This window comes from Bradyrhizobium sp. FW305-F6, from assembly GCF_058782905.1.
On record NZ_JBYSYD010000001.1, the window covers coordinates 246,186 to 260,827 of the forward strand.

At 66.7% G+C, this 14,642-nt stretch carries 12 protein-coding genes; all 12 read left to right on the plus strand.

Annotated features, from left to right (window positions below):
- Nucleotides 1-76: 76 nt before the first annotated feature.
- The 12 genes from pncA (at nt 77) to ilvD (ending at nt 14,612) form a co-directional block, all read left to right on the plus strand.
- The gene (gene pncA, locus AC3WLX_RS01215) at nt 77-703 is read left to right on the plus strand and encodes a bifunctional nicotinamidase/pyrazinamidase (protein ID WP_492335893.1); all 627 of its coding nucleotides are present in this window, start codon (nt 77-79) and stop codon (nt 701-703) included.
- Between the two features lie 16 nt (nt 704-719).
- Nucleotides 720-1,835: an alpha/beta fold hydrolase gene (locus AC3WLX_RS01220; protein WP_492334418.1), complete on the plus strand. Its 1,116-nt coding sequence runs from the start codon at nt 720-722 to the stop codon at nt 1,833-1,835.
- A gap of 139 nt (nt 1,836-1,974) precedes the next feature.
- Nucleotides 1,975-4,008 (plus strand): NAD(+) synthase, encoded by a 2,034-nt coding sequence (locus tag AC3WLX_RS01225; RefSeq protein ID WP_492334419.1) that lies wholly within the window; start codon nt 1,975-1,977, stop codon nt 4,006-4,008.
- A gap of 30 nt (nt 4,009-4,038) precedes the next feature.
- The gene (locus AC3WLX_RS01230) at nt 4,039-4,422 is read left to right on the plus strand and encodes a GrlR family regulatory protein (protein WP_492334420.1); all 384 of its coding nucleotides are present in this window, start codon (nt 4,039-4,041) and stop codon (nt 4,420-4,422) included.
- A 107-nt stretch (nt 4,423-4,529) separates the two neighbouring features.
- Nucleotides 4,530-5,780, plus strand: a complete 1,251-nt coding sequence (locus AC3WLX_RS01235) for a DUF1236 domain-containing protein (protein WP_492334421.1) — start codon at nt 4,530-4,532, stop codon at nt 5,778-5,780.
- 459 nt (nt 5,781-6,239) lie between these two features.
- Nucleotides 6,240-7,055: a sugar phosphate isomerase/epimerase family protein gene (locus tag AC3WLX_RS01240; RefSeq protein ID WP_492334422.1), complete on the plus strand. Its 816-nt coding sequence runs from the start codon at nt 6,240-6,242 to the stop codon at nt 7,053-7,055.
- Nucleotides 7,056-7,084: 29 nt separating this feature from the next.
- Nucleotides 7,085-8,722: an ABC transporter substrate-binding protein gene (locus AC3WLX_RS01245; RefSeq protein WP_492334423.1), complete on the plus strand. Its 1,638-nt coding sequence runs from the start codon at nt 7,085-7,087 to the stop codon at nt 8,720-8,722.
- A gap of 2 nt (nt 8,723-8,724) precedes the next feature.
- Nucleotides 8,725-9,708 (plus strand): ABC transporter ATP-binding protein, encoded by a 984-nt coding sequence (locus tag AC3WLX_RS01250; protein ID WP_492334424.1) that lies wholly within the window; start codon nt 8,725-8,727, stop codon nt 9,706-9,708.
- Nucleotides 9,705-10,691 (plus strand): ABC transporter ATP-binding protein, encoded by a 987-nt coding sequence (locus AC3WLX_RS01255; protein WP_492334425.1) that lies wholly within the window; start codon nt 9,705-9,707, stop codon nt 10,689-10,691. Before AC3WLX_RS01250 ends, AC3WLX_RS01255 begins: the two co-directional genes overlap by 4 nt.
- Complete coding sequence (locus AC3WLX_RS01260; RefSeq protein WP_492334426.1) at nt 10,691-11,620, plus strand: ABC transporter permease; 930 nt, start codon at nt 10,691-10,693, stop codon at nt 11,618-11,620. Before AC3WLX_RS01255 ends, AC3WLX_RS01260 begins: the two co-directional genes overlap by 1 nt.
- Nucleotides 11,617-12,477: an ABC transporter permease gene (locus AC3WLX_RS01265; RefSeq protein WP_492334427.1), complete on the plus strand. Its 861-nt coding sequence runs from the start codon at nt 11,617-11,619 to the stop codon at nt 12,475-12,477. The genes AC3WLX_RS01260 and AC3WLX_RS01265 overlap by 4 nt, the downstream gene beginning before the upstream one ends.
- A 284-nt stretch (nt 12,478-12,761) precedes the next feature.
- Nucleotides 12,762-14,612 carry a dihydroxy-acid dehydratase gene (ilvD, locus tag AC3WLX_RS01270; RefSeq protein WP_492334428.1) on the plus strand — a complete coding sequence of 617 codons (1,851 nt, stop codon included), beginning with the start codon at nt 12,762-12,764 and terminating at the stop codon, nt 14,610-14,612.
- The last annotated feature ends 30 nt before the right edge of the window (nt 14,613-14,642 follow it).

A 14,642-nucleotide genomic window follows, 5' to 3' on the forward strand; every position in this document is an offset into this window, starting at 1 on the left:
CGGAGCGGCGCCGGAAGATCGACAGTGGGAAGTACGGCTGGCGCCTGACGCCGGGCGGATCCAATGGGGCCTTGCGATGAAGATTTCCGACCGGGACGTGCTGCTGGTGATCGACGTCCAGAACGACTTCTGTACCGGCGGAGCGCTCGCCGTCCCCGGCGGCGAGAAGGTCGTCCCCGCCATCAACAGGATCGCCCAAAAATTCGCCAATGTGGTGCTCACCCAGGACTGGCATCCGGGCGACCACGTCTCGTTCGCACCGAACCATTCCGGCAAGCAGCCATTCGAGACCGTCGAGCTTGACTATGGCCGGCAGGTGCTCTGGCCGACGCATTGTGTGCAGGGTACGGCGGGCGCTGAATTCCATCGCGATCTCGACCTGACACGAGCAAACCTCGTCGTGCGCAAAGGCTTTCGCCGCGGGATCGATTCCTATTCGGCGCTGTTCGAGAACGACCATCGGACACCGACCGGGCTGCTGGGCTATTTGCGCGAACGCGAGCTGAGAAGCGTCTTTGTCGTCGGTCTGGCGCTGGACTTCTGCGTCCGTTTCTCGGCGGAAGATGCGCGCAAGGCGGGCTTGGAGGTGGCCGTCATCGAGGATGCCTGCCGCGGCATCGATCTCGACGGCTCGGTCGCGGCCACCCACCGGAGTTTCCGGGAGCTCGGCATCCCCGTGGTGAGCCTCGAGGCGTTCTTGTGAGGAGATCGAGCTAGCCATGGTGGACAAGACCGCCAAACCGCCGCCCGGATCCGGCCGCGCCCCAGATGATCCGCACCTGTGGCCATTCGCGGCAGCGCGGCTTGCCATAGACGCCTGCTTCTGGTGGCTGGAGCGCGCACCCGCGGAGCAGGCCGACAGCAGTCTGCCATGGACGACACCGAGCAGCGTCGCGTTGGAGCTCGCAACGATGCAGCTGCGCGATTGCTCCCAGATCCGTTCCGGCCAGCCGGCACTGGTCTGTGCGCCCTACGCGCTGCACCGAGCCCTGATCGCCGATTTCGCCCCGGGCCACAGCGTAGTGCAGTCGTTGCAGAATGGCGGCATCGACCTGGTCTACCTCACCGACTGGCGGTCGGCGACACCGGACATGCGCTACCTCTCCATCGACAGCTATCTCAGCGATCTCAACGTCGCCGTCGACGAGATCGGCGCGCCGGTCGATCTCGTCGGACTGTGCCAGGGCGGATGGCTGTCGCTGCTCTATGCGGCACGCTTTCCAGCCAAGGTGCGGCGGTTGGTTCTGGTAGGCGCTCCCGTGGACTTGTCGATCGAGTCCTCGCTGTCCCGGCTCGCCCGCAACGCGCCCGAACTGGTCTATGACCAGCTGGTCGCGCGGGGCGGCGGCAATGTCAGCGGCGAGGAGATGCTGCGCCTGTGGTCGAAACAGCCCGATCACGACGATATCGCCGCGGCGTTGCAGCGGGATCTCTCGGACGAGCAGGGCACGGCGTTGCTCGCGCGTTTCGACCGCTGGAACGCCCAAACGCTTGATCTGCCGGGCGCCTATTATCTCGAGATCGTCAACAGGATTTTCCGGGAGAACCGGATTGCCTCGGGTAGCTTCGTCGCGCTCGGCCGTCCCATCGATCTGAAGGACGTCAAGGCGCCGATCTTCCTGCTGGCCGGGCTCGACGACGATGTGGTGCCGGCCACGCAAGCGCTCGCCACGGCCAATCTCGTCGGCACGCCGCCGGCCCTGATTGCGGCGGCGTCCGAACCCAGCAACCATCTCGGCCTGTTCATGGGGGCGCGCACCCACGCCCAGGCCTGGCCGCGGGTTGCCGAATGGCTGCGCGGCGATCTGCCGGGCGTGCTGGCCCGCAGCGCCTGAACTCGCCGAGCTCTGGACCGGCCGGGGCGCAAATCCGTTATGCATGACGGCGGATGGCCTGCACGGGGCCAGACCGATGGGTTACATATGATCCGATCTGGCGATCGGTGTCCGCCGGGAAGAGACTTAAGGGTACTCGATGACTTTCCACTCGATCTACGCTCACGGATTTGCGCGCGTGGCGGCCTGTGTCACCACGTCCCATGTCGCCGATCCCACAGCCAACGCGAAGGCTGTCCTGGCGGCGGCCGAGGCCTGCCACGAGCAGTCGGTGGCGGTCGCCGTGTTTCCCGAACTGTGCCTGTCCGGATATGCGATCGAGGATCTGGTCAAGCAGGATCCGCTGCTCGATGCCGTCGAGCGGGGGCTCGTGGCCATCGTTGAGGCCTCCGCCGCGCTGATGACGGTCCTGATCGTCGGGGCGCCGCTGCGCTTTGGCAACCGCATCTACAATTGCGCGGTCGTTGTTCATCGCGGCAACGTCCTGGGCGTGGTGCCGAAATCCTACCTGCCGACCTATCGCGAATTCTACGAGGGACGACATTTCGCCTCCGGCGCCGGCATAGCCGGCGAGACGGTGTCTCTCGGCGGGCTGCATGCCCCGTTCGGCGTCGATTTGCTGTTTTCGGCCGAGGACGTTCCCGGCCTCACCATCGGCGTCGAGATCTGCGAGGACATGTGGATCCCGGTGACGCCGGCCTCCGAGCTCGCGCTCGCCGGCGCGAGCGTGCTGATCAACCTCTCGGGCAGCCCGATCACGATCGGCCGGGCGCGCTCGCGCGCGCTGCTGTGCCAATCGACCTCGGCGCGCTGCCTTGCGGCTTACGTCTATTCCGCCGCAGGCGCGGGAGAATCCACCACCGATCTCGCCTGGGACGGCCAGACGTCGATCTACGAGAACGGCGTGCTGCTCGCCGAGGGGGAGCGGTTCCGCCAGGGCGGCCAGATTACACTGGCCGATGTCGATCTCGACCTGCTCAGGCAGGAACGCGCGCTGATGGGGACTTTCGACGACAACCGGCGGCAGCGCGAAGCATTTTTCCGCAAGGTGACATTTGCCCTGAAGCCGCCGGCGGGCGATATCGGCTTCCTGCGCAAGGTCGAGCGCTTTCCGTTCGTGCCGAGCGACGAGAGCCTGCTCGAGCAGGATTGCTATGAGGCCTACAACATCCAGGTCGCCGGGCTCGTGCAGCGCATGCGCGCCACCGGGACCAAACGCGTCGTGATCGGCGTCTCCGGCGGCCTCGATTCCACCCATGCCCTGATCGTCGCCGCCAAGGCGGTCGACCTGCTCGGCCTGCCGCGCGAGAACATCCTGGCTTACACCATGCCTGGCTTTGCCACCGGCAGCGAGAGCAAGACCCATGCACTGGCGCTGATGCAGGCCTTGCATACGAGCTGGCAGGAGCTCGACATCCGCCCCACGGCGACGCAGATGCTGAAGGACATCGGCCATCCCTTCGGCAGGGGCGAGAAGGTCTACGACGTCACCTTCGAGAACGTGCAGGCGGGCCTGCGCACGGATTATTTGTTCCGGCTCGCCAACCATCACGGCGGCATCGTGATCGGAACCGGCGATCTCTCCGAGCTCGCGCTCGGCTGGTGCACCTATGGCGTCGGCGATCAGATGGCGCATTACAACGTCAATGCCGGCGTGCCGAAAACGCTGATCCAGCATCTGATCCGCTGGGTGATTTCATCGAGGCAGTTCAGCGACGACGTCAATCGGACGCTCGGGTCGATCCTTGTGGCCGAGATCTCGCCCGAACTGGTGCCGGTGGAGGCCGGCGAGAAGCCGCAGAGCACGGAAGCGGCGGTCGGACCCTACGAACTGCAGGATTTCAACCTGTTCTACACGCTGCGCTACGGCATGCGTCCCTCCAAGATCGCCTTCATGGCACAGCATGCCTGGAGGGATGCGGCCAAGGGCGAATGGCCGCCGGCCTTCCCGAGTGGCCGGCGCAGGGCTTATGATCTGCCCGAGATCCGGCGCTGGCTCGAAGTGTTCCTGCGCCGCTTCTTCGCCTTCAGCCAGTTCAAGCGCTCGGCCATGCCGAACGGACCGAAGGTCTCTGCCGGCGGCTCGCTATCACCGCGCGGCGACTGGCGTGCGCCATCGGATGCGAGCGCGGCCGCCTGGCTCGAGGATCTCGAACGGAACGTGCCGAACTGATCGAACGGATCGACATGGGGAGATGAGCGGATGTCGGCCGGGGATAGGACGGGAGCGGGTGGAGAGGCCAGCGTCGTCAACGGCCTCTACATCTTCGACATCGAGATGCGTGACGGCAAGCGCGGACAGGCGAGGGGCGTCGTCGTGCTCTGCGACGGACGCATCCTGGGTGGCGACAGCTTCTTCTCCTACACCGGCAGCTACACGTTCCGGAACGGCAAGTGGCGTGGCGACATGATTGTCAATCAGCATACCGAGGCGGTCGGCAGGACATTGGCGTTCGGCGGCCGCGAGGTGACTTGCGGCTTTTCCGGCGACTATTTTCCCGGCGGTGCCGAAGTCGAAGGCATGGCGCTCGTCGGCAAGACCAGCGTGACGTTCACGGCGCGGCTGACGCTCAAGGATGTCATGTAAGCGCGACCTGATCTGCTCCGATCTCCGATGGCTGCGTTCCTGTCCGGGAACATTCGCACGAACAGAACGTTCGCGTCTGTTGTTGCGAACTGTCGAGGAGAGGGACTATGCGTCAACATTTGATGTTATCGACTGCGGCCATTGGACTGATGCTTGCTTCCGGCTTGGCCTATGCCCAGGCGCCCGGTGAGCGCAGGGATGAGCCGCGACGGGTCGAGGAACCGGCGAAAGGAGCCACGCCGCCGCGCGGTGACGTGCAGGAACGTGTTCAAGAGCGCACGCAGGGCGCCCAGGAGCGAGCGCAAGGCGAACGGCCACAAGGCGAGCGGCTGCAGGGCGCGGGCCGCGAGGACAAGGGTGGCGCTGCCAGGCGCGAAGCCGCTGATGACAAGCGCCAGCCGGCGCAGGCTTCCGAGCGCGACCAACCGAAGGCCAGGGACCAGGCGCAAGACTCTCGCGAGCCTTCGCGCGATCGCAACCGTGAGGCGGAAAGCACGAAGCCGGGACGCGACGGCAAGAGCAGCGCCGAGACCAAGCAGGACAAGTCGGCGCCGCAGAAATCAACGGCCGAGTCCGAAAAGTCCAAGTCGGGCCAGCAGAACGAGCGGTCTGGCACCGCGGCCAACCAGAACGAGCGCAAGCAAGCCCAGCCGCCGCGCAATGCGGCCGAGCAGGAGGGCAACCGGCCGGCCACCGCGACCGATACGAACCGGACGGCTCCGACCAACAATGCGCAGACCGCGCCCGGCACCCCGAGCGCGCAGAGCAACCAGACCACGCAGACCAACACTCAGGTCAATCAACAGACCCAGGTGACGACCGAAAAGCAGGTGCGCATCTCCGAAACCGTGAGCCGCGCTCGCCTTGCCCAGCCGGAGCGCAATCTGAACATCTCGATCCGCGTCGGCGAAACGATTCCTCCGCGCGTGCGGCTCCACAGGCTGCCGCCCGAGATCGTCTCGATCGAGCCTGCCTATCGCGACTACGAATATTTCGCGACCGAGGACGAGGTGGTGATCGTGGAGCCGGGCACGCATCGTATCGTCAGCCAAGTGCCGCGCGATCCGTCGCGGGCCCGGGCCCAGATGAGCGCCAGCGGCCAGTCGAGCGTGGCGGCGGCCGGGGCCAACCCTGTGAACTGCCAGATCATGCGGCGTGACGCTTCGGGCAATGTGGCGCAGGCAGAACCTTCGACCGTGGGTTCAACTGCGCGCGTGGATTCGATGAGCGTGATCGTCCAGATGCCCGGTGGCGGCTCGTCCGCACCGATCGCTCTCGATGCACCCGCGGGCAGCATCGTGGTCGCAACGCAAGGGCAGGGCGACTGCACCGTGACGCTGGAACCGCAGACGCGCTAACCGCAGGGTCGTCAAGACGCCTCCGAAATGACAACGCGCCGCCCGGATGCCCCATCCGGACGGCGCGTTGCTGCGTTCAATCTCAGAAAGTTTCGAGGTCCGGAGTGCCTAGGAGTCCGGACCTCGTCACCTTGCCCCAGCCTTCAATCCCCCGCCCCATGTGGTCCCCCAACCCCATGTAGCGCGATCAGAGGGTGATGCCCTTGGAAGTGGCCGCCGATCGATGTCCCGCGATGTACGCGAAGGTCGGATAGGATTCCATTCCGGGTCACTACGGTCACCGATACCGCTTGCGGTGTGTTCCTTCTGCATCGGTTGCACGTCTCGTTGCCTGCATCGCAAGCTACGACCTGCAAGATGTCCACACCTGCCCAGCTCCTCGCGATCTGCATTTCACCGGCCTGTCATTGAACTGGTCTAGCGCTGCTCCCGTCATCGCTGACGGTCAAGGAGCAAGCCATGTCGAAGCCGGTGCTGGGTGCCGCATTGTCCATCAAGTCGATTCCCGCCCATCGCGACTGGCTTCTGGAACGGCAGCGCGATCTGGAGATCCAGGATTTCTTCCGCGCCGATCTGCTCGATAGCGACTGGCGCAGCACGGCCGGCGAGATCAAGCAGATGCTGTCGGGCCATACCGGCCGGCTCGGCATCCATGGCCCGTTCTGGGGCTTCAAGATCGACAGCCACGATCCGATGATCCGCCAGGCCGTGACCAAGCGCCTGCTGCAGGGCCTGGACGCCGCCGAGTTCCTCGGCGCGACGCAGATGGTGATCCACTCGCCGTTCACGACCTGGGACCACAACAATCTCGATCTCTACCCCGACAACCGCGCCAACATCGTCGAGCGCGTCAAGGCGACGCTCGCCGAAGTGATCGCGCGCGCCGAGACGATCGGCTGCGAAATCGTCATCGAGAACATCGAGGACAAGGATCCGCGCGACCGCGTGCGCCTCGCCAGGGCGCTCGAAAGCGGCAAGGTCCGCGTTTCGCTCGACACCGGCCACGCCAATTACGCGCATATCTCCACCGGCGCGCCGCCGGTCGACTATTACGTCGAGACCGCCGGCGACATGCTCACGCATGTGCATCTCCAGGACACTGACGGCTTTGCAGACCGGCACTGGGCGCCGGGCGAGGGCAACATCCCGTGGGTCGCCGTGTTCCGCGCGCTGGGACGGCTGACGTCGAATCCGCGGTTGATCCTCGAACTCCGCAACCACGACGACGTCCGCAAGGGCGCAGCGCATCTCGCCGCGCTCGGTCTCGCCGAATAACCGCAATCATCGAGGGCAGGGTCACCATCATGAGCAAGCTCACCCGTCGCACCATCCTGAAATCCGGCGGCGCCGCCGCAAGCACCTTGCTGTTGCCGCGCTTTGCGATCGCGCAGGGCGACAATCGTCCGTCGGTGACGGTCGCGGTCCAGAAGGTGACCAATTCGAACGTGCTCGACGTGCTGCGCGAGCAGTCCAATGTCGGCGAGCGCGTGTTCTTCTCGTCGATCTGGGAGGGCCTGATCTCCAAGAACTGGCGCGGCAATCTCGAAGCGGTGCCCGGCCTTGCCACCGAGTGGCGCCGCATCGACGACCAGACCGTCGAGGTGAAGCTGCGCCAGGGCGTCAAGTTCCACAACGGCGACGAGCTCACGGCGGAAGACGTCGTCTTCACCTTCAGCCGCGAGCGCATGTTCGGCGAGACCGAGGCCAAGAACCGCTCGACCATCAAGGCGTTCGAGAAGATCCCGACGCCGCGGCCGGGCAAGGAGCTGCCGCCCGACGTCCCCGCGGTCGCCCGCCGCATCTGGCCGGACCTCGCGCGCGTCGATGCCGTCGACAAGTACACCGTGCGCTTCTACAACGCGACGCCCGACGTCACCATCGAGGGCCGGCTGCAGCGCTACGGCTCCGACATCATGAACCGCCGCGCCTGGGAAGAGGCCGCGAGCTATCTCGACTGGGCGCGCAAGCCTGTTACCACCGGGCCCTACAGGGTCGTCGAACTCAAGCCCGACGTGTCGCTGACCCTCGAAGCCCACGACGAATATTGGGGCGGCCGTCCGCCGCTCAAGCGCATCCGCTTCCTCGAAGTCCCTGAAGTCGCGAGCCGCATCAACGGGCTGTTGTCGGGCGAATATCAATTCGCCTGCGACATCCCACCGGACCAGATCGCCGGCATCGAGAAGAATTCCGCGTTCGAAGTGCAGGGCGGCACCATCCTCAATCACCGCCTGACCGTGTTCGACAAGAACCACGCCGTGCTCGCCAATCCCCTGGTGCGGCGCGCCTTCACCCATGCGATCGACCGCCAGGCCATCGTCGACAGCCTGTGGGCAGGCCGCACCCGTGTGCCGAAGGGATTGCAATGGGATTTCTACGGCGACATGTTCAACGCCGATTGGAGCGTGCCGGCCTATGATCCGAAGCTTGCGCAGGATCTGCTCAAGCAGGCCAATTACAAGGGCGATCCGATCCCGTATCGCCTGCTCAACAACTACTACACCAACCAGGTCGCGACCGCGCAGATCCTGGTCGAGATGTGGAAGTCGGTCGGCCTCAACGTCCAGATCGAGACCAAGGAGAACTGGTCGCAGATCATGGAGCGGGGACCGGCCCGCGCGGTGCGCGACTGGTCGAACTCGGCGGCGTTCAACGATCCCGTCTCCTCGCTGGTCGCCCAGCACGGGCCGAACGGCCAGCAGCAGCAGATCGGCGAGTGGACCAACGCCGAGCTGAACAAGCTCTCCGAGTTCCTGGAGACCTCGACCGATCGGCCCGCGCGCAAAAAGGCGTTCCGCCGCATGCTGGAGATCGCCGAGCGCGAGGATCCCGCCTATACGGTGCTACACCAGAACGCGACCTTCACGGCCAAGCCGAAATCGATCAAGTGGAAGGCCGCGCCGGCCTTCGCGATGGATTTCCGCACCGGCAATTTCGAGGCCTGAGGGTGCAGCCGCTGGTCAGCATCGCGGACTTGCGCGTCGCCTTCAATGGGGTGCCGGTGCTGCGCGGCGTCGACATCGCCTTGCAGAAGGGCGAGGCCCTCGGCCTCGTCGGCGAGTCCGGCTCCGGCAAGTCGGTGACATGGCTGGCCGCGCTTGGCCTGTTGCCGCGGCAGGCGAAGGTCGCCGGCTCGGTGCTGCTCGACGGCCGCGAGATCCTCGGCGCGCCCGCCGCCGAGCTCGATCAGGTCAGGGGCGGGCGCATCGCCATGATCTTCCAGGATCCGGCGAGTGCGCTCAACCCGGTACTGACCATCCGCCGGCAGCTCTCTGAAGCGCTGGTGCTGCATCGCGACCTCTCGGGCGAGACCGTCAAAGCCGAAGCGCGCCGGCTGCTCGATCTCGTCGGTATTCCAGATGCGGCACGCCGGCTCTCTGCCTATCCGCACGAATTCTCCGGCGGCCAGGTCCAGCGCATCATGATCGCGATGGCGCTGGCAGGAAATCCGGATCTTCTGATCGCGGACGAGCCGACCACGGCGCTCGATGCCACCATCCAGGCGCAGATTCTGGAGCTGCTCTCCAGCATCCGCCGCGAGATGGGCATGGCGATGGTGCTGATCAGCCATGACCTCGGCGTCGTCGCGGAAAACTGCGACCGCGTTGCGGTGATGTATGCCGGCCGCATCGTCGAGCAGGCGCCGAGCCACCAGCTGTTCGCCGATCCCGTCCATCCCTATGCACAAGGCCTGATCGGCGCGTTGCCGCCGCTCGGCGGGCCGCGCCGCCGCCTCACGGCCATTCCCGGCACGGTGCCCGATCCCGCGCATATGCCCGCGGGCTGCGCCTTTGCCCCGCGCTGCGCCTTGGCCGCGGAGCCATGCAGTCTCGCAGCTCCGACCCTGGTACCGATTGCGAACGAGCGCAGCGTTGCCTGCGTGCGCGCCGAGGCGTCGCGCCGCGCGCTGCTCAGGATTGCCGCGGAATGAACGCACCGCTCGTCGCGGTCTCCGCGATCTCCCGCAGCTACAGCATGCGGTCAGGAATGTTCGGCCGGGCTGCGGCCGTCCATGCCGTCGACGGCGTCTCGCTCACGATTCCCAGGGGCGAGACGCTCGGCCTCGTCGGCGAATCCGGCTCGGGCAAGTCCACCACGGGCCGCATCGTGCTCGGCCTCGAGCCGCCGGATCACGGCGAGGTGCGGTTCGACGGCAAGCCGATGGCCGCGCCGGGGACGGCTACGTGGCGTGCCCAACGCGCCCGCATGCAGATGATCTTTCAAGACCCGCTCGGGGCACTGGATCGGCGTCTGCCGGTTGGGACGCAGATTCGCGAGCCCCTGGACATTCATGGTCTGGGCACGCCCGGGGAACGCGAAGAGAGAGTGCGCGAGCTGCTGCGCGACGTCGAGCTGACGCCAGCGCATGGCGCGCGCTATCCCGGCGCGCTGTCCGGTGGACAGCGTCAGCGCATCGTGCTGGCCCGGGCGCTCGCCACCAAGCCGGATTTCCTCGTTTGCGACGAGCCGGTCAGCGCACTCGACGTCTCGATCCAGGCGCAGGTCGTGAACCTGCTTTGCGATCTCCAGGCGCAGCTGTCGCTGACGCTGCTGTTCATTAGCCACGATCTGCGCGTCGTCAGGCAGATCAGCAACGTCGTCGCCGTGATGTATCTCGGCCGTATCGTCGAGATCGGCCTCGCGGATGATCTGTTCGCGCAGCCCGAGCATCCCTACACGCAAGCGCTGGTTTCGGCTTCGCCGGCGCCGGGGCGCCGCAGCGCCGGCCGCATCGTGCTGGCGGGCGATCCGCCGAACCCGGCCGCGCGGCCGAATGGCTGCGCCTTCCATCCGCGCTGCCCGCGTGCGATCGCGCGCTGTGCGCAGGAGGTGCCGGTGCTGTCGGACGTTGGCGGCAACAGGCAGGTCGCCTGCCATCTGGTCACGGGCGCCGCGACACGGGACGCGGCGTGATGGGACGCTATTTCGCCATCCGGATCGGGCGCGCGGCGCTCACGATCGTGCTCGTCGTCACCTTCGCCTTCATCGTGCTGCGCCTCTCCGGAGATCCCGCGCTGATGATCCTGGGGCCCGAGGCGCCGCCGGAGGTGCTCGCGGCGTTCCGCAAGGCCTGGGGCCTCGATGATCCCATCTGGGCGCAGTATTTCGACTATTTCGGCGCCATCGCCAAGGGTGAGCTCGGCCGCTCCATGCGCGACGGCCGGCCGGCGATCGAGCTGGTGCTGGAGCGGATACCGGCCACGCTGGCGCTGACCTTGCCCGCCTTCTTCTTCAAGGTCGCGCTCGGCATTCCCGCCGGCATCTACGCCGCGCTGCACCGTGGCTCCGCAATCGACCGCGCCGTGATGATGATCGCGGTGGCCGGCTTCACGGTCCCGAGCTTCGTGCTCGCGCTGGTGCTGGTCCTCGTCTTTGCCGTGCAACTCGGCTGGCTGCCGTCGGGCGGGCAGGACAGCTGGCGCCACGCCATCCTTCCCATCGCGACGCTGAGCCTCGGCGGCGCCGCGGTGCTGGCGCGCTTCACCCGCAGCGCGATGCTGGAGGTGCTGGGGCAGCCCTATATCCGCACAGCCTCGGCCAAGGGCGTGCCGTGGCGCAAGGTGGTGACGTCGCATGCGCTGCCGAACGCAGCGATCCCGACCGTCACCATTCTGGGCTTCATGGTGGGCACGCTGATCGCCGGCGCGGTCGTGGTCGAAAGCGTGTTTGCCTGGCCGGGGGTAGGGCGGCTTCTCGTCGTCGCCGTTGCCAACCGCGACCTCGCCGTCGTGCAATGCATCCTGCTGCTGGTCGCCATGACCATGGTGACGTCCAACCTGATCGTCGATTTCCTTTACGGCTTCCTCGATCCGCGCCTGCGCAGCAAGGGAGCCCACGCATGAGCGACGTCACCTTGAAGGAGACGGCACTCCGCCGCCGGATCAACCTGCCGGCGATCCCGGTCTCGGTCCTGCTCGCGATCGGCTGGATCGTCGCCATGCTCGTCATTGCGGCCTTCGCCGAGATGATCGCCCCTTACGGCTTCACCCAGCTCGACCTGCGCAATCGCCTGGCGGCGCCCGGCAATGCCGCGCACTGGCTGGGCACCGACGAGCTCGGCCGCGACGTGCTGTCACGCCTGCTCGTTTCCATCCGCATCTCGCTGCTGATCGCCTTCGGCGCCACCGCGATCTCGGCCATCGTTGGCACCACGCTCGGCTTCCTCGCCGCGCATTTCCGGGGCGCTGTCGAGCAGCTCGTGCTGATGCTGACCGACTTCCAGGCCAGCATGCCGTTCCTGATCATGGCGCTGGCCGTGCTGGCCTTCTTTGGCAATTCGCTGCCGCTCCTGATCGGGCTGATGGGCCTGTTCGGCTGGGAGCGCTACGCCCGCATCGCGCGCGGCCTTGCCATCTCCGCCAATGCCCAAGGCTACGCCGCCGCCGTCCGCCAGCTCGGGGCGACGCCGTCGCGGATCTATCTCCGGCATATCCTGCCCAACATCGCCTCGACCCTGATCGTCTCGACCACCTTGGTATTCCCCGAGGTGATCCTGATGGAGTCAGGCCTGTCCTTCCTCGGCCTTGGCGTGCAGCCGCCGATGACCAGCCTCGGCAACATGGTCGGCTATGGCCGGGAATACCTGACCCGGGCGCCCTGGATCATGCTGGCGCCGGCGACCACCATCGTGGTGACGACGCTGGCGGTGTCCGTGATCGGCGACTGGCTCCGCGACCGGCTCGATCCGACCTTGCAGTAGGGGACGGTCTCGGCTGTCATTCCGGGGCGCGCCGCAGGCGCGAGCCCGGAATCCATTTCGCCGCGCGGGTTGCGGCCCGATGGATTCAGGGTTCGATGCTACACATCGCCCCGGAATGACGGAGAGTGAGCGACGAAAACCCCGCGCTGGGAGCAGGGGAGCCCTGTCCGGCCCAAGTTCCCGTTGCGCCCGCCCAGCCCGTGCGCTATCCGGCCCGAAAGGCCCGAGGCGGCTCCAATTTTTCCCGCCCGCCCGGCCGGTCAACCCCGAGGACGGAAACCGCCATGCCAGCCTATCGCTCCCGCACCACGACCCACGGCCGCAACATGGCGGGCGCCCGCGGCCTCTGGCGCGCGACCGGCATGAAGGACGGCGATTTCGGCAAACCGATCATCGCGGTCGTCAATTCCTTCACCCAGTTCGTGCCCGGCCACGTGCATCTGAAGGACCTCGGCCAGCTCGTCGCCCGCGAGATCGAGCAGGCCGGCGGCGTCGCGAAAGAGTTCAACACCATCGCGGTCGATGACGGCATCGCGATGGGCCATGACGGCATGCTCTACAGCCTGCCGTCGCGCGAATTGATCGCCGACAGCGTCGAGTACATGGCCAACGCGCATTGCGCCGACGGCCTCGTCTGCATTTCCAATTGCGACAAGATCACGCCCGGCATGCTGATGGCCGCGCTCAGGCTCAACATCCCCGCCGTGTTCGTCTCGGGCGGGCCGATGGAGGCGGGCAAGGTCAAGCTGCAGGGCAAGACCAAGGCCGTCGACCTCATCGACGCCATGGTGGCCGCCGCCGATTCCAAGGTCAGCGACGAGGACGTCAAGGTGATCGAGCGCTCGGCGTGCCCGACTTGCGGCTCCTGCTCGGGCATGTTCACGGCCAACTCCATGAACTGCCTGACCGAGGCGCTCGGCCTCGCGCTGCCCGGCAACGGCTCCGTCGTCGCGACCCATGCCGACCGCAAGCGCCTGTTCGTCGAGGCCGGCCACACCATCGTCGATCTCGTCCGCCGCTACTACGAGCAGGACGACGCATCCGTGCTGCCGCGCAACATCGCCAACTTCAAGGCGTTCGAGAACGCGATGACGCTCGACATCGCGATGGGCGGCTCGACCAACACGGTGCTCCATCTGCTTGCCGCCGCCCATGAGGGCCAGGTCCCCTTCACGATGAAGGACATCGACCGGCTCTCGCGCCGCGTGCCCGTGCTGTGCAAGGTCGCGCCTTCCGTCGCCGACGTGCATGTCGAGGACGTGCATCGTGCCGGCGGCATCATGGGCATTCTCGGCGAGCTCGACCGTGCCGGCCTGCTCGACACCTCTGTTACGACCGTGCATGCGCCGACCATGCACGAGGCGCTCGAGCGCTGGGACATCAAGCGCACCAAGAGCGAGGCGGTGCGGACCTTCTACCGCGCCTCGCCCGGCGGCATCCCGACGCAAGTCGCCTTCAGCCAGGAGCGCCGCTACGACGAGCTCGATGCCGATCGAGAGAAGGGCGTCGTGCGCAATCTCGAGCACGCCTTCAGCAAGGACGGCGGTCTCGCCGTGCTCTACGGCAACCTCGCGCAGGACGGCTGCATCGTGAAGACCGCGGGCGTTGATGCGTCCATCCTGAAGTTCTCCGGCCCCGCGCGCGTGTTCGAGAGCCAGGACGCGGCGGTCGAAGGCATTCTGGGCGGCAAGGTCGTCGCGGGCGAGGTCGTGGTCATCATCTATGAGGGCCCGCGGGGCGGCCCCGGCATGCAGGAGATGCTGTATCCGACCAGCTATCTGAAATCGATGGGCCTGGGCAAAGCTTGCGCCCTCGTCACCGACGGCCGTTTCTCCGGCGGCTCGTCCGGCCTGTCGATCGGCCATCTTTCGCCGGAAGCCGCCGAAGGCGGCAACATCGGCCTGGTCCGTACCGGCGACATCATCGCCATCGACATCCCGAACCGCAGCATCACGCTCGAGGTCTCCGACGAGGAGCTCGCCAAGCGCCGCGCCGCGGAGGAGGCCAAGGGCGATGCCGCCTGGCAGGCGACGGGCCGCAAGCGCCAGGTCTCGACCGCGCTGCAGGCCTACGCGGCGCTCACCACCAGCGCTGCGCGCGGCGCGGTGCGCGAGGTGAAGCGGCGCGCGACGTGAGCACAGGCACGTTCGCCTCGCGCGGATGGT

Excerpts from the sequence above, each read along its gene's own strand:
- pncA (WP_492335893.1), top strand. The coding sequence starts at position 77 with ATGAAGATTTCCGACCGGGACGTGCTGCTGGTGATCGACGTCCAGAAC.
- AC3WLX_RS01220 (WP_492334418.1), top strand. The coding sequence starts at position 720 with ATGGTGGACAAGACCGCCAAACCGCCGCCCGGATCCGGCCGCGCCCCA.
- AC3WLX_RS01225 (WP_492334419.1), top strand. The coding sequence starts at position 1,975 with ATGACTTTCCACTCGATCTACGCTCACGGATTTGCGCGCGTGGCGGCC.
- AC3WLX_RS01230 (WP_492334420.1), top strand. The coding sequence starts at position 4,039 with ATGTCGGCCGGGGATAGGACGGGAGCGGGTGGAGAGGCCAGCGTCGTC.
- AC3WLX_RS01235 (WP_492334421.1), top strand. The coding sequence starts at position 4,530 with ATGCGTCAACATTTGATGTTATCGACTGCGGCCATTGGACTGATGCTT.
- AC3WLX_RS01240 (WP_492334422.1), top strand. The coding sequence starts at position 6,240 with ATGTCGAAGCCGGTGCTGGGTGCCGCATTGTCCATCAAGTCGATTCCC.
- AC3WLX_RS01245 (WP_492334423.1), top strand. The coding sequence starts at position 7,085 with ATGAGCAAGCTCACCCGTCGCACCATCCTGAAATCCGGCGGCGCCGCC.
- AC3WLX_RS01255 (WP_492334425.1), top strand. The coding sequence starts at position 9,705 with ATGAACGCACCGCTCGTCGCGGTCTCCGCGATCTCCCGCAGCTACAGC.
- AC3WLX_RS01260 (WP_492334426.1), top strand. The coding sequence starts at position 10,691 with ATGGGACGCTATTTCGCCATCCGGATCGGGCGCGCGGCGCTCACGATC.
- AC3WLX_RS01265 (WP_492334427.1), top strand. The coding sequence starts at position 11,617 with ATGAGCGACGTCACCTTGAAGGAGACGGCACTCCGCCGCCGGATCAAC.
- ilvD (WP_492334428.1), top strand. The coding sequence starts at position 12,762 with ATGCCAGCCTATCGCTCCCGCACCACGACCCACGGCCGCAACATGGCG.